The organism is Nocardia exalbida NBRC 100660, assembly GCF_000308575.1.
Lineage (GTDB): Bacteria > Actinomycetota > Actinomycetes > Mycobacteriales > Mycobacteriaceae > Nocardia > Nocardia exalbida.
This window is the reverse complement of record NZ_BAFZ01000037.1, coordinates 1-19182: the sequence shown is the minus strand read 5'-3', so window position 1 is coordinate 19182 and position 19182 is coordinate 1. Positions and strand designations below refer to the sequence as shown.

The following is a 19182-nucleotide window of genomic DNA, read 5'->3' as shown; positions in this document are numbered from 1 at the left end:
GGGTGATGTAACCCTCGGCCTCGAGCACCGCCATGTCGTTGCGCACCGTCGCGCTGGAAACACCCAGGTTATGCCGCTCGACCAGCGACTTCGACCCGATCGGCTCCTTGGTCGCGACATAGTCCGCGACGATCGCGCGCAGGACCTCGAAGCGCCGATCCTCGGTGCTCGACATCGGCCCCACCTCCTCGCTGTTCGTCTCCGATCACGCCGACGCACCGCGGCCACCAAGCATCGCAGGCGAATCACGGTTCGTCCGTTCCGTCAGTCTAATTGTCGGTACCCGGAGTGCTCGCCTGCAACGCCTCCTGTATCAGCGGGGGACGGCGCCGTCGATCAGCGCGGCCACGGCGTCGGGCCGGGAGACCAGCGAGGCGTGCGAGGCTTCGATCTCACTGGTTCGCGCTCCCATCCGCTGGGCCATGAAGCGCTGGGAGGACGGCGGGATGACCCGGTCCGCCGCCGAGACCAGATACCAGCTCGGCGTACCCGACCAGGAAGGCGGCCCGGAGGGCTCGAGGTTGGCCTTCACCGCGATGGAGTGCTGGTGGGCGATCATGTCGGCCGCGGTCGCAGGCCCCACGTCCTGGGCGAAGACGGCGTTGAAGCTGTCGGGCGCGACATAACCGTCCACATTCTTCCCGGCGACGCCCGTGACGTCGTCGACGACCTTCACCTGCAACGCGGGCGGCAGCAACTGGCTGCCCGGGAAGCGGATCGGGTCCAGCGCCGCCTGGGCCACCTCGCCCTGCACCGGTGCGAACGCCGCGACGTAGACGAGGGATTCGACCTTCGGATCGCGCACGTTGCTGATCACGAAACCGCCGTAGGAGTGCCCCGCCAGCACGACGGGACCGCTGATCGTGTCCAGCGTGCGCTGCACCGCGGCCGCGTCGTAGGCGGGCCCGCGCAGCGGGTTCTCCGGCGTGACGACGCGATAGCCGCGCTCGCGCAGCACGGCGGCGACGCCGTCCCAGCTGGTGGTGTCGGCGAAGGCGCCGTGCACGAGCACGATGGTGGGCAGCGGCTGCGCCTGCGCGGGCCCGGCGGACACCGTGGCGGCGAGCGCGAAGGCGAGTGCGGCCACGGCGCGGCGCAGGCAATGTTTGCTCGTCATCGGTTCTGTGCTCCTCATCGCTTCAGGAAGTCCAGCAGATCGGCGTCGAACGCCTTCTCGTAGTCGCCACACAGGCCGTGCGGGGCGCCCGGATACACCTTCAGCTGCGCTCGGGGCAGCAATTTCGCCGTCTTGGCGCCCGCGGCGGCGAACGGCACGATCTGGTCGTCGTCACCGTGCGCCACCAGCACCGGGATGTCGATGCTCGGCAGCTCGGCGGTGAAATCGGTCTCGGAGAACGCCTTCACGCAGTCGAACGCCCCCTTGAGGCCGACCTGCATGCCCATCAGCCAGAAGTGGTCGCGCAGCCCTTGCGAGACCGTCGATCCCGCGCGGTTGGCGCCGTAGAACGGGACCGACAGGTCCTTCCAGAATTGTGATCGATCGGCGGCCACACCGGCGCGGATGTCGTCGAACGCCGCGAGCGGCGTCCCTTCCGGATTGCCGGCGGTCCGCAGCATCAACGGCGGAACGGCACCGAGCAGCACGGCCTTGGCCACGCGCGAGGTGCCGTGCCTGGACAGGTACCTGGTCACCTCCCCGCCGCCGGTCGAGTGCCCGACCAGGGTCGCGTCCTTGACGTCCAGCTCGTTCAGCACCGCGGCGAGGTCGTCGGCGTAGTGGTCCATGTCGTGCCCGTCCCACACGTCGCTGGAGCGGCCGTGCGCGCGCCGGTCGTGTGCGATGGCGCGATAGCCGTTGCTCGCCACCAGGTTCATCTGGTTGTCCCAGGCGTCCCCGTTGAGCGGCCAGCCGTGGCTGAACACCACGGGACGCCCCGCTCCCCAGTCCCTGTAGTAGATCTCGACGCCGTCGGTGGTGGTGATCGTCGGCATGGCAGTTCCCTTCGATCTGGCTGGATGGTCGGATTACGCGTCACCGGATTTGTTGCCGCGCCGGCACCTCCTGGGCCGAACCGGAGCCGGGGCTTCATCGATCGCCGTTCGACAGCGTATGACGGGCGACCGCCGGAAAAACGACTCTCCGTGCACGATCTTCGGCTCAGAATGCACGGCCGGATCGGGGGTGTCCGTGCGAGGATTGCCGAATCTGTCTCATTTGCGACGGAGGCTGTGATGACGGTCGTGTTCGATTCGGACACCATCGCGCCGCACGAGCGAATGGCCGCAGTGGCCGCGGCGCTACAGGAGGCATCGGTCCCGTCCCATGTGGTGCTGGACGGGCCCGACGAGCGTGTCCACGCCACCGTCGACCTGTGGCGGTTCGGCGAGGCGAGCATCTTCCGCACCCGTACCTCGGCCGTCCAGCTGGTCCGGACGCCGAAGCAGGTACGGACCTCACCCGCGCCGGTGCTGGCGGTCGCGGTGCAGCAGGCGGGCGAGGGCCGATACGACCAAGGCGACGTCCGGCGCGTGGTGCGACCGGGCGATCTGCACGTCATGGACCTGAACGCGCCCTACGATTTCGGCTGGCGCGATGAGGGCGCCTCGACCTGCCTGCACGTGCCGCTGGATCGACTCGGCCTGCCCGCCGAGCTGATCGGTCAGGCCGCGGCGAGGGTGCAGGACAGCCCGCACTACCGGCTGGTGGCCAACCACATCGTCCAGCTGACCGCCGACGCCGACGCGCTCAGCGCCGACCCGGCGGCCGCGCTGTCCGGCTGCGCCAGCATCGAGTTGATCCGAGGGCTGCTGTTGTCGGCGGGCGGCGACGACGGCAACGGGTCCGTCGTCCCGACCGACATCCTGATGTCGCGCATCCGCGCCTATGTCCGGCGCAACCTGGCCGATCCCGACCTCGGCGCGCGACAGATCGCCAAGGCACACAACATGTCGGTCCGGCAGCTGTACAAGATCTGCGCGAACGCGGGGTACAGCCTGGAGCAGTGGATCATCAGCCAGCGGCTGGAGCAGGTGCGCGACGATCTGGCGCGACCGGATCAGAAGCACCGGACGATCGCGATGATCGCGCGGCGCCGGGGTTTTCGCGATCCGAGCCATGTCGCCCGGCGTTTTCGCGCCGCCTATGGACTCTCACCCCGGGAATGGCGCAGGATCGCGCCGTCCGCGGACGAGTCGTAGCGGTTCAGCCGTGATCGGCGACTTTCGCTTGCTTGCCCGCCTCGGCGTCGAGGCCGAGCATCGCGAGTAACGACTCGCAGTCGGCGGCGTTCTCCGCATAGCTGGCGACGGTGCGGGCGGCGACGGCGCACTGGCGCGCATTCGCCGCCTTCTCCGCTGCTCGCGCCTCCGCGAATTCGCCAGGTTCATGGATAAGGGTGATGTGTCGTGCCGACGCCATGAGTCTCCTTGGGGGTTGCTCGCAGACTACGCGGCCGGTCGGCACCGCGTTACCGCAACGAGACACAAAGTTCGTCGTCTCGATGAATTCGTGATCTTCCACCGCGATCATTCCAGCAGCTCGCGGACCACACCGTCGGCCAGCAGGCGGCCGCGGTCGGTGAGGACGAGCCGGTCGTCGACGGTGCGTGTAGCCAGGCCGTCGGCGACCACCCGGTCGACGGCGACGAGGCCGGAGGAGGCCAGATCGGCCAGCGGCAGGCCGGTGCGCAGCCGGACGGCGAGCATGACCCGCTCGGTGTACCGCTCGTCCGCGCTGAGGGCTTCCCAGCCCGCGGCGGGCAACGCGCCCGTCGCGGCTCGATCCGCGTACCGCGCGGGGTGCTTGACGTTCCACCACCGCACGCCGCCGACGTGACTGTGCGCGCCCGGACCGGCGCCGAGCCAGTCACCGCCGTCCCAGTAGCCGAGGTTGTGCCTGCAAACCGCGGCGTCGCCCGCGGCCCAGTTCGACACCTCGTACCAGTCGAGCCCCGCCGATCGCAGTCGCGCGTCGATCCGTTCGTAGCGGGCGGCGAGCACGTCGTCGTCCGGCGCGGGCAACTCGCCACGGCGGACCCGCCGGGCCAGCGCGGTGCCGTCCTCCACGATCAGCGAGTAGGCCGAGACGTGATCGACGCCCGCGGCGAGCACCGCGTCCAGGCTGGCGTCGAGATCGGCGTCCCGCTCGCCCGGCGTCCCGTAGATCAGGTCCAGGTTGACGTGCGCGAACCCCGCGGCGCGGGCTTCGCGCGCGGCGGCGACGGCGCGTCCGGGGGTGTGCGTGCGATCGAGCACCTTCAGCACGTGCGCCGCGGCGGACTGCATGCCCAGCGAGACCCTGGTGAACCCGGCCGCCCGGATGCGCTCGAAGAATTCCGGCGAGGTGGATTCCGGATTGGACTCCGTGGTGACCTCGGCACCGGCGGCGAGGGTGAACTCGGCGCGCACGGCGTCCAGCACCTCGGCGAGCCCGTCACCGCCGAGCAGGGAGGGCGTCCCTCCGCCGACGAAGACGGTGGAGACCTCCGGCGTAGGGCTCGGCAGCGCGGCGAAATCCCGCGCGGCGGCGGCCAGCTCCTCCCGCAACGCCGCCGCCCAGGACTGCGGCGACGCGGACGTGCCGAGTTCGCCCGCGGTGTAGGTGTTGAAGTCGCAGTAGCCGCAGCGCGTGGCGCAGAACGGCACGTGCACGTAGATCCCGAACGGCCCGCCGCCGAAATCGCGCAACACCGGCACGGACGTGTCGGTGCTCGCGGACGCGACGGAAGAATTCACCTGTCCAGTGTGAACGTCGCCGGCCGCGCGCCGACGTCCGGGACTCCGCCGCGCGCCGAGCGACCTCGAATTCCGCCTCGGACCGATTCGCGCGGTGAACCCTCGGCCGTCGTGCCCGGTGGATCGGGACCCGTCGTGCGCCGATGGATCGGGAGTCGATGACCCCTTCGATCGCGGGAATGACCTGGACCTGGACGGATGGCGACCGTCTCAGTCCGACACGACCGGCGTGTTCTGGTTGGCGGTGAGCAACCAGCGGCCGTCCTCCTTGGACATCACGTACATCGGACTGCCTTCGCTGTCCAGCGCGCCGTCCGGGGTGAAGTAGCGCTGGCGCACCTTGACCGCGGCCACGTCGGGCCGGATGAACAGCACGTGCTCGACCTCGTAGGTCGCCGTGCCGTGCGCGGTGGCCCCCGGCAGCACCCGGGCGGTGAATTCGGCGATGGCGGCGCGTCCGTAGAGTCGGCTGCCGTGTCCGGTGGTCCAGATCGCGTCCTCCCGGAACAGCGCGACGAATTCGTCGACGAGTTCGTTCCGCTGGGCGTGCTGGACGCTCGCGACCACCGCACGGATGGCCTCGGTCTCTGCGGCGGTGTCGACCGCTGGGGTACTCATGGCGACGAGCGTGCTACCTCGAGCCGACTCGAGGTCAAGCGGCGTGCGCAGCATCACGAACGATGCGGCGGACGTATCACACGCCCGGTTCGGGCCTCGAACTATGACTGCCGTCACAAACCGGGTCGAACGTCCAGGGGATTTCCCGCGAAATGGCGGGAAATACCGGACGGGGGGTCGGAAGGCCATCGCTGACGTGGCACAATAGGCCGCATGCGCGCTTTGGAGATTCGACTTGTGGCACGTCGCCACGTCGATTACAAGCGCGTGTGTAGCGCCTGCTGTCTGCCTCGTTCCCCTCGGTAGTTCAGCGCGCCCCGATCCCGGGTCCCCGGCGATCCCCGACTTCATCGGCCCGCTGACACCGCAGGCGTGAGTCAGCCCCTCACGCCCTTCAGCAGGATGTACCACCCACCCCGCAGGAGCGACCCCATGACGTCGAGCACCGACGCCGGTCCGACCGATCAGCCCACGCCCGAATCCCAGCCCGGGCATCGCGCGCGTCCCGACCGCCCGGCCTCCGAACGCCGCGTCCGCCCGGATCGCCCGCGTCCCGAGGCGACCGCCACCGGCCCGCGCGTGCGCACCGGCAAGCCCGTTCGCCGCAAGGCCGAGGGCCAGTGGGCGCTGGGCTACCGCGAACCGCTGAACCCGAACGAACAGTCCAAGAAGGACGACAACCCGCTCAACGTCCGCGCCCGGATCGAGAACATCTACGCCAAGACCGGCTTCGACGGGATCGACAAGGGCGACCTGCGCGGCCGGTTCCGCTGGTGGGGCCTGTACACCCAGCGCGAGCAGGGCTACGACGGCACCTGGACCGGCGACGAGAACATCGATCTGCTCGAAGCCAAGTACTTCATGATGCGCGTGCGCTGCGACGGCGGCGCGCTGAATGTCGCGCAGCTGCGCACGCTCGGTCAGATCTCCACCGAGTTCGCTCGCGACACCGCGGATCTGTCCGACCGGGAGAACGTCCAGTACCACTGGATCGAGGTGGAGAACGTCCCCGAGATCTGGAAGCGCATCGAAGCGGTCGGACTGAAGACCACCGAGGCGTGCGGCGACTGCCCGCGCGTGGTGCTCGGGTCCCCGCTGGCGGGCGAGTCGCTGGACGAGGTCATCGACCCGACGCCCGCGATCGAGGAGATCGTGCGCCGCTACATCGGCAAGAAGGAGTACTCCAACCTGCCGCGCAAGTTCAAGACCGCGATCTCCGGCCAGCAGGACGTGGTGCACGAGATCAACGACGTGGCGTTCATCGGTGTCGAGCACCCCGAGCACGGTCCCGGCCTGGACCTGTGGGTCGGCGGCGGCCTGTCCACCAACCCGATGCTCGCCCAGCGGGTGGGCGTGTGGGTGCCGCTGGACGAGGTGCCGGACGTGTGGGAAGCCGTCGTGTCGGTGTTCCGTGACTACGGCTACCGCCGCCTGCGCACCAAGGCGCGCCTGAAGTTCCTGATCAAGGACTGGGGCATCGAGAAATTCCGCCAGGTACTCGAGGACGAGTACCTGAAGCGCAAGCTGATCGACGGTCCCGCGCCGCAGCAGCCGACCAAGCCGATCGACCACGTCGGCGTGCAGCGGCTGCGCAACGGGCTCAACGCCGTCGGCTTCTCCCCCATCGCGGGCCGGGTGTCGGGCACCGTCCTGACCAAGGTGGCCGACGCGGTGGAGCGGATCGGCTCCGATCGCGTCCGCTTCACCCCGTATCAGAAACTGATCGTGCTCGACGTTCCCGACGACAAGGTCGACGCGCTGATCGACGAGCTCGAGCCGCTCGGCCTGCAGGCGCGGCCCTCGCTGTGGCGCCGCAATCTGATGGCCTGCAGCGGCATCGAGTTCTGCAAGCTCTCCTTCGCCGAGACCCGCAAGCGCTCCCAGGCGCTGGTGCCGGAGCTGGAGGAACGGCTCGCCGATCTGAACGCGCAGCTGGACGTGCCGATCACGATCAACATCAACGGCTGCCCGAACTCCTGCGCCCGCTCGCAGATCGCCGACATCGGGTTCAAGGGACAGCTGGTCGACGACGGCAACGGGAATCACGTCGAGGGCTTCCAGGTCCACCTCGGTGGCAGCCTCGGCTTCGACAGCGCATTCGGGCGCAAACTGCGCCAGCACAAGGTGACCACCCAGGAACTGGGCGACTACATCGACCGTGTGGTGCGCAACTTCGTCAAGCAACGTACCGACGGCGAAAGGTTCGCCCAGTGGGCGGTCCGCGCCGACGAGGCCGACCTGAGATAAGTGTCGACGGGAGATCAACTGTGACAACCCAACTCGCGGAAAAGCTGTCCGAGGACGAGCTCCGCGCCATCGCCGCGCGCGGTGCCGCCGAACTGGACGGCGCCTCGGCGACCGAACTCCTGCAGTGGACCGAGGACACCTTCGGCACGAACTACATCGTGGCCTCCAACATGCAGGACGGAGTGCTGGTGCACCTCGCGGCGGGCATCCGCGCCGGCGTCGACGTGCTGTTCCTGGACACCGGCTACCACTTCGCCGAGACCATCGGCACCCGGGACGCGGTGGAGGCCGTGTACGGGGTGAACGTGATCAACGCGCGGCCGGAACACACGGTGGCCGAACAGGATCAGCTGCTCGGCAAGGATCTGTTCGCCCGAGAGCCGAACGAGTGCTGCCGGTTGCGCAAGGTCGTCCCGTTGCAGAAGTCGCTCGCGGGATACAACGCCTGGGTCACCGGCATCCGCCGGGTGGAGGCGCCGACCAGGGCGAACGCGCCGCTGGTCGCATTCGACGAGGCGTTCGGACTGGTGAAGATCAACCCGATCGCGCCGTGGTCCGACGACGAGATGCAGGACTACATCGAGAAGCACGGCATCCTCGTCAACCCCCTGGTGGAGGAGGGGTATCCATCCATCGGCTGCGCTCCGTGCACACGGAAGCCGGAGCCGGGAGCCGATCCGCGAAGCGGCCGTTGGGCCGGCCTCGCCAAGACCGAATGCGGGTTGCACACAGCATGAGCGAGTCAGGGCCCGGAGGAGGCAGCCTGCGTAACCACGCAGGGCCCCCTCGGGCATGCGAAAAAGGACACAGCATGACCGAAATGATCCAACGCTCTCTCGGCATCAGTGATTTCGACACCCTCGCCGCGCTGGAGTCCGAGGCGATCCACATCTTCCGCGAGGTGGCGGGCGAGTTCGAGCGGCCGGTGATCCTGTTCTCCGGCGGCAAGGACTCCACCGTGCTGCTGCATCTGGCGCTCAAGGCGTTCTGGCCCGCGCCGCTGCCGTTCGCGCTGCTGCACGTGGACACAGGGCACAACCTGCCGGAGGTGCTGGAGTTCCGGGACAAGGTGGTCGAGCGCTACGGCCTGCGCCTGCACGTGGCGAAGGTAGAGGACTACCTCGCCGACGGCAGGCTCACCGAGCGCCCGGACGGCATCCGCAATCCCTTGCAAACCGTCCCGCTGCTGGACGCGATCAGCGAGCACCGGTTCGACGCCGTGTTCGGCGGCGGACGCCGCGACGAGGAGCGCTCGCGCGCCAAGGAGCGCATCTTCTCGCTGCGCAACGCCTTCGGCCAGTGGGATCCGAAGCGCCAGCGCCCCGAGCTGTGGAACCTGTACAACGGGCGTCACGCGCCGGGCGAGCACGTGCGGGTGTTCCCGCTGAGCAACTGGACCGAGCTGGACATCTGGCGCTACATCGCCCGCGAGGACGTCGATCTGGCGAGCATCTACTACGCGCACGAGCGTCCGGTGTACCTGCGCGACGGCATGTGGATGACGCCCGGCGTGTGGGGCGGCCCGCGCGAGGGCGAGGTGCTGGAGACCAGGTCGGTGCGCTATCGCACCGTGGGCGACGGCTCCACCACCGGCGCCATCCTTTCCGACGCGGCCGACAACGAGGCGATCCTCGCCGAGGTCGCCGCATCCCGACTGACCGAACGTGGTGCGACCCGCGGCGACGACCGGGTTTCCGAAGCCGCGATGGAAGACCGCAAACGAGAAGGCTACTTCTGATGCGCCCTACAGAATCCGGCCGACCGAACGTGGCGCACTGTGCCCACCGCGACGACCGGGTTTCCGAAGCCGCGATGGAAGACCGCAAGCGAGAGGGTTATTTCTGACATGTCCGACCTATTGAGGCTGGCCACCGCCGGTTCTGTCGACGACGGCAAGTCCACTCTGGTCGGACGCCTGCTCTACGACACGAAATCCGTTCTGGCCGACCAGATCGACGCCGTCACCCGCGCGTCGGTGGACAAGGGTCTGGCCACACCGGATCTCTCGCTGCTCGTGGACGGGTTGCGCGCGGAACGCGAACAGGGCATCACCATCGATGTCGCCTACCGCTATTTCGCCACTCCCCGCCGCTCTTTCGTGCTCGCGGACACCCCGGGGCACGTGCAGTACACCCGCAACACCGTGTCCGGCGCGTCCACCGCGCAGCTGGTGATCCTGCTCGTGGACGCGCGCAAGGGCGTCATCGAGCAGACCCGCAGGCATGCCGCCGTGCTCGCGCTGCTCGGCGTGCCGAAGCTGGTGCTCGCGGTGAACAAGATCGATCTGGTGGACGACGCCGCCGCCGTGTTCGCCGCCATCTCTGCGGAGTTCAACGAACTCACCAGCACGCTGGGCTGGTCGAGCGAGGACGTGCTGGAGATCCCGGTCTCGGCGCTGCACGGCGACAACATCGCCTCCCGGTCGGACAACACCCCGTACTACAACGGCCCCTCGCTGATCGAGCACCTGGAATCGGTGCCGGTCGACGCGGACAGCACCGGCAGTCACGCGCTGGGCCTGCGGTTCCCCGTGCAGTACGTGATCCGGCCGCGCACTGCCGAATACCCCGATTATCGCGGGTACGCCGGACAGATCGCGGCGGGCGCGGTGGCTCCGGGCGACGAGGTCGTGGTGCTGCCCTCTGGCATCCGCACGACGGTCGAGCGGATCGACACCCCGGACGGCGAACTCGCGGTGGCGCAGACCGGGCGCAGCGTCACGCTGATCCTCGCCGACGACGTCGACATCTCCCGGGGCGACATCATCGCCTCGGCCGCCGACGCGCCGGAACCGGTCGACACCTTCGACGCCACCGTGTGCTGGCTGGGTGACAAGCCGCTGCGGCCGGGTGCGCGACTGCTGCTCAAGCACGGCACCCGCACCACCCAGGCGATCGTCGGCACGCTGCTGGAGCGCTTCGACGAGCAGCGGCTCGCGGCGGATCCGAGCCCGGAGGCATTGGAACTCAACGACATCGGGCGCATCTCGGTGCGGGTCGCCGAGCCCATCCCGGCCGACGACTACCGGGCGAACCGGCACACCGGCAGCTTCCTGCTGATCGACCCGGCCGGTGGCAACACGCTGGCGGCCGGTCTGGTCGGTGATGTGCTGTCCGCCGTAGAGGTCGGCACCGGAGCCTGACATGGCAGCGCGGCGAGCACTTTTCGGCACTCCGCCTGCGGGCCGTCCGGGCTGCGCGACCCCCCGGGCCGGGCTCGGCGGAAGCGCACCGCGACCGCCCGCGCTGATCGCGGTGGCCCACGGCAGTCGTGATCCGCGCTCGGCCGCGACCGTCGCGGAGGTGGTCGGCGCGGTCGCGGCCGCGCGGCCCGAGCTCGACGTCCGTACGGCGTTCCTCGATCTCACCGCCCCGTCGGTCGAACAGGTCGTGGATGCCGTTGCCGCCGAAGGTCATACGCATGCGGTGGTGACACCGCTGCTGCTCGGCAGCGCCTTCCACGCCAGGGTCGACCTGCCCGGACTGCTCGCCACGGCAGGCGCACGCCATCCCGGGCTGCGGTTGACCCAAGCCGACGTACTCGGCGTGGACGCCGGATTGGTCGGTGCCCTGCGCGACCGGGTCCTCGCCGCCGTGCCCGCCTCAGCGGCCCGGCGCCTGGGTGTCGCGGTCGCGGCGGTCGGATCGTCGTCGGCCGCGGCCAATGCCCGGACCGCAGAAGTGGCCGTCCGCTTGGCCGCCCGCACCGGCTGGCGTACCGAGATCTGCTTCGCGACCACCGAACCGTCCGTCTCGGAGGCGGTCTCGCGACTGCACGCCCGCGGCGCGGACCACGTGCTGGTCGCGCCGTGGTTCCTCGCTCCCGGCCTGCTGACCGATCGCCTGTCCCACGCCGCGCCGCAGGCGGCCCACGCCGATGTGCTCGGCGCGCATCCGGCCCTCACCCAGGTCGTCCTGGATCGCTACCACGCGGCGATCGCGGACACGCGCGCGCTTTCGGCCTGAGGGCGTACGCGAGAACGGCCGCCGACGACGGCCCCTGTTCTCTCTCTCCCGGCGACCATGCCGCCGTTCCGTCGGCCGCGCCGCATGTTAGGAACATGGCATGGCCGAGTCGTTCCGCACCACCTCCTGCGCCAGCCACGGACACCCCGAGTTCACGGTGGTTTTCACCGAGCCGCAGCTGACCGGCATGGAGACCTGGTTGCTGTCCTACTTGGAATCCACCGTCGCGGCGGGCACGCGATACCAGCCGGCGAGACGATCCGCATCGGCTGGAGTCTGGTCCGGGTACGCGGCCGCGACGACGGCACACTGGGGCTGGCCGAACGCACCGATGCGCAGAACTGGGTCGAGCAGGTCGATCGCACCCTGTGTGACGTCTGGTTCCAGCGCGAAATCGCGGCCGGTGTCGGCCTGGCCGACCACCTCGACTTTCCCGGCGAGGATCAGCAGGCGATCGTCTCGTCGTGCGGGCTCGAGTCGCCGGTGCTGGTGCTGGCCCGCACCGCGACGAAGGACCCGGATTCCTCCGGCTGGTCGGTCGAGTGCTTCGAAGACCACGCGCACCGCGCGTCGTACTACACCACCCTGCTCGAACTGGCCGCCGCCATGCCGTTCGCGGTGCAGTTCTTCGCCCTTCCGGTCGCGACGACGGTGCTGATCGAAAGCCCCGAGATCACGCCCACCGGCACCATCCGGCCCCACATCGTGGACGCGGACGGCGTCGAACTGCCCCCGATCCCGGGCTCTTACCTGGACTACCTGGTCAACGGTTCGCCGAACGATCAGCCGGACGTCGCGAGCAGATCCGCCACCACGGCGCGCGCGGTCGCGACCCCCGACTCATCGCCCATCTGACGGGCGGTGTGCGCCGCGCCGATCACCGCGTCCAGTTCGAACGCCACGGCATCGGCCGCGCGGCCACCGAGATGCCCTTGCTCCTGGGCCCGGCGAATCTGCTCCACCAAGAACGCGAGCCAGTCCCGGCGGTCTTCGGCGATGGCATCGCGCACCGGGCCCGGTCTGCTGTCGAACTCGGCGAGGGTCGCTACGCGGAAGCACCCACCGGGAAACGCCGGCTGGACGACCTGACCGATCCAGCGCTCGACCAGGGCGCGCAGGCGCGGTAGTCCGGCGGGCTCGCTCAGGCTCGGCGTGATGACCTCATCGATGAAGACCTGCCGCGCGGATTTCACCGCCGCGATCTGCAAGCTCTCCTTGCTGCCGAAGAGCGTGGCGATCCCGCTCTTGCTCAGCCCCAGATCTGTGGCCAATCGGCCGATACTGACGCCGTTCAATCCTTCGACGGACGCCACGTCGGCGGCGCGGCGCGCGATCGACGCCCGCGCCCGAGCGCCTTTCGCCAAGCGCTGATCGGTGCCGCGCGGCGGGTCGCCCGCGGTGACGGACTCGGTCATGACCTCATTCTTCCACTCTCCTGTTGCACATACGAACGTATGGTCGTACTTTAAGTGAACGAACGATCGTGCGTTTTGTTCCCCCTGATTCCAAGGACTTCACATGACCGATGCGTCCGTGCGGCTCGACAGCCCGCCGACCGCGCCCGCGGCTACCCGCACCTTGCTGATCGCCTGCGGCGCGGCATTCATCGCCTTCCTCGACCTCTCGGTCGTCAATATCGCCTTCCCCTCGATCGCCCGGGACTACCCCGGTACGGCCACCAGCACGCTGACCTGGGTCGTCAGCGGCTACGCGGTCGCCTTCGCCGCGCTGCTCACCCCGGCCGGGCGCTTCGCCGACGCGCTCGGACGCCGCAGGCTGTTCCTCGGCGCGCTGGCCGGTTTCGCCCTCACCTCCCTGCTGTGCGGGCTCGCGCCGACGGCGGGCTGGCTCATCGCGGGCCGCGTGCTGCAAGGCGGCACCGCGGCGCTGATGGTGCCGTCCGCGCTCGGCTCGGTACTTGCCGTCACCCCGCGGGAAAAGATCGGCGCGGCCATCGGAGCCTGGTCGGCCGCGGGCGGGTTCGCCGCGGTGGTCGGTCCCGCGCTCGGTGGCGCGCTGGTCGAAGGATTCGACTGGCGCGCGGTCTTCGTGATCAACGTGCCGGTGGCGCTGCTGCTGATCGCGGCGGCGGCGCGCATTCCGGCCGTGCAGGGCCGTCCGCGGGGCGGCGGGTTGCCCGATCCCCTCGGCACCCTCGCGGTCGCGCTGGGTCTCGGTGGACTGGTCGCGGGCGTCACGGAGGGGCAGAGCTGGGGTTGGACCTCGGTGGGAACGCTGACCGCGCTGATCGGCGGTGGCTTGCTGGTCGTCGCCGCGCTCGCCCGCTCGGCGCGCCACCACGATCCCGCGATCGCGGTGGAACTGTGGCGCAGCAAGTCGTACGCGCTGGCCAACGCGACCTCGTTCGTCTTCGGCGCCGCCATGTTCGCCTGGCTGCTGGCGGGACCGCTGTTCCTGGACGCGATCTGGGGTTACTCGGTGCTCGGCTCCGCGGGCGCGATGACGATCGGGGCGGTGGCGTCGATGGTGACGGCGACCGTCGCGGGCCGGATCGGCTCGCCCGTCGTGAGGCGATGGCTCGGCATGCTCGGTGCGTCGATGTTCGTCGCGTGCACCGTGTGGATGAGCACGGACGCTTTCGGCGCCACGCCGAACCTGTGGGCGGCGTGGATTCCGGCCGGGGTGCTCGGCGGCGGCGGCATCGGCTTCGTCGTCACGGTACTGGGCACCGCGTCCGCCAGTTCGCTTCCGCCCCAGCAGTTCGCCGCCGGGACCGGCATGAATCTGACCGCGCGGCAAGTGGGCGGCGCACTCGGCGTGGCCGTACTCGCCGCCGTATTCGCGGCGCGGCCCGACGATCCGCTCGGCGCGTTCCACACCCTCTTCGCCGTGTGCGCGGGCATCGCCGCCGTGGCCGCCTGCCTGGCCGCCCTCCCCGCCCGTACCCCGTCATTCTCTTCCGAAAGCTAGGAAAAACAGTGAGCGACAACACTCTTCGCACCGAAGCCAACGATCCCCTGGTGCTGCCGCCCGAAGAACAGCGGTGTCTGCTCGCCGACGCCCCCTGGCAGCGCTACGCGGTGCTCGGCGACTCCATCGCGCAGGGCGTCGGCGACCCCAGCCCCGGGTACGAGCCGGTGGGCTGGGCCGACCGCGTCGCGGCCGTGCTCACCACGGTCCGCCCGGATCTGGCCTACCTGAACACCGGCCGGATCGGCGCCACCTCCGCGCAGGTTCTGGCCGAACAGTTGCCCGGCGTGCTCGAATTCCGCCCGGATCTCGTCCATCTCAGCTGCGGCGGCAACGACCTGTTCCTGCCCGGCGGCGATCTCACCGAACTGCGGACGAACCTGGACACGATGTTCGCCACGCTGGCCCGCACCGGAGCGCAGATCGTCACCTTCACCCTGGCCGATGTCTGGGAAGTCGAGCGCATGGCACCGATGCGTCCGATGCGCGAGCGGATGGCCCAGCTCAACGACCTGACCCGCGAGCTCGCCGCCCGCTACGACGCGCTGCTGCTCGAACTCTGGGACCACCCGCTGCGCCTGCGGCCCGACCTGATGAGCGCCGACCTCATCCACTTCAGCATGAGCGGCCACGCCGTGCTCGCCTCGGACATGGTGCGGACCCTGGCCGACCACGTGCTCGCGCCCCGCTGATGCGCTCACGATGCCGCACCGTCCGGTCCGTAGCGGTCGAGTAACTCGGCGCCGAGGCGCGCCAGTTCGGCGCGGACCTCGGCAGGACCGAGGACCTCGATCGAGGCGCCCCAGCCGGCCAGCTGCTGGGCGAGCATCCATGCGGTGGGGGCGGTGACGCGGACCCGGATGCGACCGTCGTCGGCCGGGCCGTCCACGACGCAGTTCCTGCCCTGCTGGTCGCGCAGGATCGGCAGCAGGCGTTCGGAGATCAGCACGGTGGCGGCGGTGGTGGCGCGCCGCCGCTCCATTTCCTCGACCGCCTGTGCCCAGGCGGCGGTGAGGTCGAAATCGTCCGGTCGGTGGGCCGGTTCGCCGGTGAGCGACGCCTCGGCGATCCGGTCGACGCGAAACGTGCGCTGCCCCCGCTCGGTTCCCGCGACCAGGTACCAGACGGCATCCTTGTCCACCAGTCCCCAGGGATCGACAAGACGCTCGGACGGCTCGCCAGTGCGGTTCGCGTAGCGCAGCCGCACCTTGGCGCGCTGCACGACAGCGCGTTGCAGCAATGCCACCACCGGCGGCAATTCCCGGTCGGTCGCACCCCAGCGCGCCGGATCGATCACCACGGCATCGGCGGCCGCCTGCGCGTCGCCCCGAAAGGTCTGCGGCAGCGCCCGGACCAGCTTGCGCAGCGCCGACTTCGCCTCCGGCACCGCACCGGCGGAGGGACCGGCCAGGAGGAACAGCGCGCGGGCCTCCCCCGCCGTCAGCCCGCTCAGATCCGTGCGCGCACCGCCCACCAGCGACCAGCCGCCGCCGCGGCCGGGCTGCGGGTACACCGGCACCCCGGCCGAAGAGAGCGCTTCGAGATCGCGGCGGGCGGTGGCGACCGAAGTCTCCAGCTCCGCCGCGACCTGCGCGGCCGTCACCCGGCCCCGGGTCTGCATCATCAGCAGGATCGCCACCAACCGGTCCGCTCGCATGGGCACAATTCTGCCGTCAAAAGTGCTCATTCGGTGCGCACTTTTGCTCGGATGATGGTTCTACCAGCACGAAACACAACGACTCGAAGGAGAACCACCATGCTGCGCGGAATGGCGACGAGCACCTTCTACGCCGACGATCTGGAGGCCGCCAAGGACTGGTACACCGAGTTCTTCGGCGTCGAGCCCTACTACCACGTGCCCGACGGCTACTACGAGTTCCGCATCGGCGACTACCAGCACGAATTCGGCATCGTGAACCGCGCGTACGCCCCGGCCGGAGCACGCAACGCGCCCGGCGGCGCGATCGTCAACTGGCACGTCGACGACCTGCGGGCGACGTTCGACCGGCTGCTGCAACTCGGCGCGACCGTCTACGAACCCATCACCCCGCGCGGCGACGGCTTCGTCACCGCCGCCGTGGTCGATCCCTTCGGCAACGTTCTCGGCTTCATGTCGAACCCGCACTACCTCGCGGTCCTCGCCGAGACCGGTCCCGCGTAGGCCGGAGACCGTCCCGGGTGGGTCAGGGACGGAACCAGCGCTCCAGCACGGTGGCGACGCCGTCTTCGAGGACATGGCCGGTCACTTCGTCCGCGAGTTCACGGACGTCCGTCGGTGCGTTGGCCATCGCGACCGAATGTGCTGCCCAGCGCAGCATGTCGCGATCGTTGTAACCGTCACCGATGGCCAGCGTCGCCTCGTCCGGCACACCGAGGGCGACGCGGAGTTGTTCCAGCGCCCACCCCTTCGACACGCCCTGGCGGGATACGGTGAGCCACGGCCCGTACTCGCCGTGCACCCAGCTCGCACCCGGCACTCGCAGGGAGCGCAGCGCGAGCAGCATCTCCTCCAGCGAACCGTCCGGCAGCCAGCCGTTCAGCCGCGGGGTCGGCTCGCTGCTCAACGCGTGGTGGTCGACGAGCAGGTACTCGCCCAGGGAGAACTCGCCGGGACCGGCTCCGGTGGCCCAGGTACCGATGCCGACCTTTTCCACGGCGAAGATCATCGCCGGGAACAGCGCGCGCAACGCCATGATCGCCGGTGCGGGGTCGAAGGACTGGATCGCGACCGGTTCCCCCCTGGCCACGTCGATGTGCACGGCTCCGTTCGAGCACAGGGCATGTCCTTCGAGCAGGCCGAGTTCGGTGAGCACCGGGCGGGTGGTCAGCAGGGTGCGTCCCGTGGTGACCACGACGTGCGCGCCCGCTGCCACGGCCGCGCGCACCGCCGCGACCACCCGCGTACTGATCGGTGTTCCCGTGTCCAGCAGCGTCCCGTCCACGTCCAGCGCGATCAGCTGGGGACCCCCGGATGCCATCAACCCATTGTGCCTCGGCGGCGGCGCACCCGTCACTGATTCCGGCGTGCCGAGACCCGCACGCGCGCTGGTCAATTGGGCGTCCCCGCCCTCACGGCTACCGACCGCGGGCTCCACCGCCGCCCGCGCCTCCGGCACCTCCCGCGGACGACCCGCCCACCGAACCGGAGCGCCCCCGCGATCCGCCGGACGACGAAGCGCCCGAGGAGTTCCCGGTCGAGTGACCACCCGCCGACGACGCACCGCCCGGGCGCCCGTTCGATGAGCCGCCGGTCGAGGGCGAACCGCCCGCCGACGAGTTGCCCGCCGACCCACCGTTGGACGAACCGTGCGTCGACGAGTTGCCCGCCGAACCGGCCGACGACGAGTTGCCTGCCGCCCCGGCCGAAGTCGACCCGTCCGACGACGAATTGCCCGCCGACCCACCGGAGGACGCACCGTGGGTCGACGAGTTGCCTGCCGATCCACCCGCTGACGAGCCGCCCGACGACGAATTCCCCACCGATCCACTCGATGACGGACCGTCCGACGACGAATTCTCCGCCGACCCGGCCGAAGACGAACCGCCCGACGACGAATCACCGGCCGAGGATGAGCTGTGCGTCGAGGAATTGCCCGCCGACCCGGCCGAGGACGACCCGCCCGGCGAGTCGCCGGACGATCCGTTCGCGGAGGAGTCGCTCGTCGACCCACTGCTCGAGGGGGTTCCGCCGGAGGATGTACCCCCGGCGTCCCCGGAGGAGGAGCCCCCCGTGCCCGCGGAGGAGGACGAATTCGAGCCCGAGCCGCCGTGCTCGTCCGAGCCCGTACCGGTGCCCGGTGCGTCGGACGTCCCGGTCGACGGGTCGGCCGGTGTGCTCCCGCCGGACGCCGGACCGGGCTCGGCCGGCGTCGAACCGTTCTGCGGCGCGGGAACACTGGAGCCCGGTGGCGTCCCGGTTCCCGGTGCGGGTGGCTGGCCGGGTACCTGCCCCGGCTGGCCGGGCTGACCAGGGATCGCGGGAACGGGAGGCGGCCCGATGTCCCCCGGTGCGGGGCGGACGACCGGTGTGAACGGCAGCGGATTCACGAAATAGGCGAGATCGCCGTATGCCCGGTAACGCAATCCACCCGGGGCGCAGCAGTTTCGAGGGTCCCGATGCGAGCCGAGCCGCGACTCCGCCACCGAAGGTCCATAACCGGCGCCGCGTGCGGCCGGTGTGATGAATCGGGTATAGGCGGAGGTTCGTTGCGCGAGCAGGGCCCGGCCCGAATTCCAGGTGGTGGCGGACATCGCGGGCCAGGCATCGGCGAGCTGCTCGCTTCCGACCTCGACCAGCAGACTGTCGGTCGGCACACCGAGTTCCGGCAGACGGTCGAGCAGCGGCGACAGCTCGGGAACCGTAGGTCCGCCGAAGACCGTGACCGCCGACATGGCGACCGCGGAGACCACCGCCGCACTGGAGAACACCGCCACCCGCGGCGCGGGGGATCGGCTGTCCGCGGCACCGAGCGCCATCGTGCGCGCCGCCATGAGGGCGGCGCCCGCAGCGGTCGCCTGCGCCGGGTCCGCCGAGATCAGCACGGGACGGCCGAGTTCGGCGAGCGTCCGCGCCACCTCCGCGGGACGCACCGCACCTCCCACCAGCAGAATGCAGCCGATATCGGACAGGGTGATACCCGATTCCCGCACGCACTCGCGGACCAGTTGCAGCGAGTCCTGCACGTGTGCCGTGCGCAACCCGTCGATATCGACGATGGACGTCATC

The 19182-nt window shown here is 70.0% G+C and carries 22 protein-coding genes; 13 read left to right on the top strand and 9 right to left on the bottom strand.

What is annotated here, in order from left to right; all coding sequences use genetic code 11:
* From ON29_RS35680 to ON29_RS08330, 3 genes are all read right to left on the bottom strand, one after another.
* On the bottom strand, window positions 1–175 hold a 175-nt coding region (locus ON29_RS35680), incomplete at its 3' end, for a DeoR family transcriptional regulator (RefSeq protein WP_157172694.1).
* A gap of 138 nt (window positions 176–313) precedes the next feature.
* The gene (locus tag ON29_RS08335) at window positions 314–1117 is read right to left on the bottom strand and encodes an alpha/beta fold hydrolase (protein ID WP_040865600.1); all 804 of its coding nucleotides are present in this window, start codon (window positions 1115–1117) and stop codon (window positions 314–316) included.
* Between the two features lie 14 nt (window positions 1118–1131).
* Window positions 1132–1953 carry an alpha/beta fold hydrolase gene (locus tag ON29_RS08330; RefSeq protein ID WP_040865599.1) on the bottom strand — a complete coding sequence of 274 codons (822 nt, stop codon included), beginning with the start codon at window positions 1951–1953 and terminating at the stop codon, window positions 1132–1134.
* Window positions 1954–2193: 240 nt separating this feature from the next.
* Between ON29_RS08330 and ON29_RS08325 the strand changes: the two genes are divergently transcribed.
* On the top strand, window positions 2194–3159 hold the full coding sequence (locus ON29_RS08325; protein ID WP_040865598.1) for an AraC-like ligand-binding domain-containing protein: 966 nt from the start codon (window positions 2194–2196) through the stop codon (window positions 3157–3159).
* A 4-nt stretch (window positions 3160–3163) separates the two neighbouring features.
* Here ON29_RS08325 and ON29_RS08320 read toward each other — a convergent pair whose 3' ends face one another.
* The 3 genes from ON29_RS08320 to ON29_RS08310 form a co-directional block, all read right to left on the bottom strand.
* Complete coding sequence (locus ON29_RS08320) at window positions 3164–3490, bottom strand: hypothetical protein (RefSeq protein ID WP_245548869.1); 327 nt, start codon at window positions 3488–3490, stop codon at window positions 3164–3166.
* The gene (hemW, locus tag ON29_RS08315; protein ID WP_040865596.1) at window positions 3487–4695 is read right to left on the bottom strand and encodes a radical SAM family heme chaperone HemW; all 1209 of its coding nucleotides are present in this window, start codon (window positions 4693–4695) and stop codon (window positions 3487–3489) included. The genes ON29_RS08320 and hemW overlap by 4 nt, the downstream gene beginning before the upstream one ends.
* A 210-nt stretch (window positions 4696–4905) precedes the next feature.
* Window positions 4906–5313, bottom strand: coding sequence for an SgcJ/EcaC family oxidoreductase (locus ON29_RS08310; RefSeq protein ID WP_040865603.1), 408 nt, complete (start codon window positions 5311–5313; stop codon window positions 4906–4908).
* 213 nt (window positions 5314–5526) lie between these two features.
* Between ON29_RS08310 and ON29_RS37720 the strand changes: the two genes are divergently transcribed.
* The 7 genes from ON29_RS37720 (at window position 5527) to ON29_RS35675 (ending at window position 12380) form a co-directional block, all read left to right on the top strand.
* Complete coding sequence (locus ON29_RS37720; protein WP_357037344.1) at window positions 5527–5619, top strand: Ms4527A family Cys-rich leader peptide; 93 nt, start codon at window positions 5527–5529, stop codon at window positions 5617–5619.
* Between the two features lie 126 nt (window positions 5620–5745).
* A complete protein-coding gene (locus ON29_RS08305; RefSeq protein ID WP_040865595.1) occupies window positions 5746–7560 on the top strand; it encodes a nitrite/sulfite reductase in 1815 nt (604 codons plus the stop codon).
* A gap of 20 nt (window positions 7561–7580) precedes the next feature.
* Entirely contained in the window at window positions 7581–8297 is a 717-nt protein-coding gene (locus ON29_RS08300) for a phosphoadenylyl-sulfate reductase (protein WP_040865594.1), read from the top strand.
* Window positions 8298–8371: 74 nt separating this feature from the next.
* Window positions 8372–9298: a sulfate adenylyltransferase subunit CysD gene (cysD, locus tag ON29_RS08295; protein WP_040865593.1), complete on the top strand. Its 927-nt coding sequence runs from the start codon at window positions 8372–8374 to the stop codon at window positions 9296–9298.
* 108 nt (window positions 9299–9406) lie between these two features.
* Window positions 9407–10702 carry a sulfate adenylyltransferase subunit 1 gene (locus ON29_RS08290; RefSeq protein WP_040865592.1) on the top strand — a complete coding sequence of 432 codons (1296 nt, stop codon included), beginning with the start codon at window positions 9407–9409 and terminating at the stop codon, window positions 10700–10702.
* 1 nt (window position 10703) lies between these two features.
* Entirely contained in the window at window positions 10704–11525 is an 822-nt protein-coding gene (locus ON29_RS08285; RefSeq protein WP_083863307.1) for a sirohydrochlorin chelatase, read from the top strand.
* Between the two features lie 84 nt (window positions 11526–11609).
* Window positions 11610–12380 carry a hypothetical protein gene (locus ON29_RS35675; protein WP_157172693.1) on the top strand — a complete coding sequence of 257 codons (771 nt, stop codon included), beginning with the start codon at window positions 11610–11612 and terminating at the stop codon, window positions 12378–12380.
* On the opposite strand, the gene ON29_RS08270 is transcribed toward ON29_RS35675, so the two are convergent.
* Window positions 12308–12940, bottom strand: a complete 633-nt coding sequence (locus ON29_RS08270) for a TetR/AcrR family transcriptional regulator (RefSeq protein WP_040865589.1) — start codon at window positions 12938–12940, stop codon at window positions 12308–12310. The genes ON29_RS35675 and ON29_RS08270 overlap by 73 nt on opposite strands.
* 103 nt (window positions 12941–13043) lie before the next feature.
* On the opposite strand from ON29_RS08270, the gene ON29_RS08265 reads away from it, so the two are divergent.
* Both ON29_RS08265 and ON29_RS08260 read left to right on the top strand, forming a co-directional pair.
* Complete coding sequence (locus ON29_RS08265) at window positions 13044–14456, top strand: MFS transporter (protein WP_040865588.1); 1413 nt, start codon at window positions 13044–13046, stop codon at window positions 14454–14456.
* A gap of 8 nt (window positions 14457–14464) precedes the next feature.
* Complete coding sequence (locus tag ON29_RS08260; RefSeq protein WP_040865587.1) at window positions 14465–15148, top strand: SGNH/GDSL hydrolase family protein; 684 nt, start codon at window positions 14465–14467, stop codon at window positions 15146–15148.
* 5 nt (window positions 15149–15153) lie between these two features.
* On the opposite strand, the gene ON29_RS08255 is transcribed toward ON29_RS08260, so the two are convergent.
* Window positions 15154–16113 (bottom strand): helix-turn-helix transcriptional regulator, encoded by a 960-nt coding sequence (locus ON29_RS08255; RefSeq protein WP_040865586.1) that lies wholly within the window; start codon window positions 16111–16113, stop codon window positions 15154–15156.
* A gap of 99 nt (window positions 16114–16212) precedes the next feature.
* Between ON29_RS08255 and ON29_RS08250 the strand changes: the two genes are divergently transcribed.
* The gene (locus ON29_RS08250) at window positions 16213–16617 is read left to right on the top strand and encodes a VOC family protein (RefSeq protein ID WP_040865585.1); all 405 of its coding nucleotides are present in this window, start codon (window positions 16213–16215) and stop codon (window positions 16615–16617) included.
* 22 nt (window positions 16618–16639) lie between these two features.
* Here ON29_RS08250 and ON29_RS08245 read toward each other — a convergent pair whose 3' ends face one another.
* Window positions 16640–17434 (bottom strand): HAD family hydrolase, encoded by a 795-nt coding sequence (locus tag ON29_RS08245; RefSeq protein ID WP_051174988.1) that lies wholly within the window; start codon window positions 17432–17434, stop codon window positions 16640–16642.
* Window positions 17435–17751: 317 nt separating this feature from the next.
* Between ON29_RS08245 and ON29_RS36915 the strand changes: the two genes are divergently transcribed.
* Both ON29_RS36915 and ON29_RS36910 read left to right on the top strand, forming a co-directional pair.
* A complete protein-coding gene (locus tag ON29_RS36915; protein WP_245548868.1) occupies window positions 17752–18423 on the top strand; it encodes a hypothetical protein in 672 nt (223 codons plus the stop codon).
* 411 nt (window positions 18424–18834) lie between these two features.
* The coding region (locus tag ON29_RS36910) for a hypothetical protein (protein ID WP_245548867.1) at window positions 18835–19182 on the top strand (348 nt) is incomplete at its 3' end.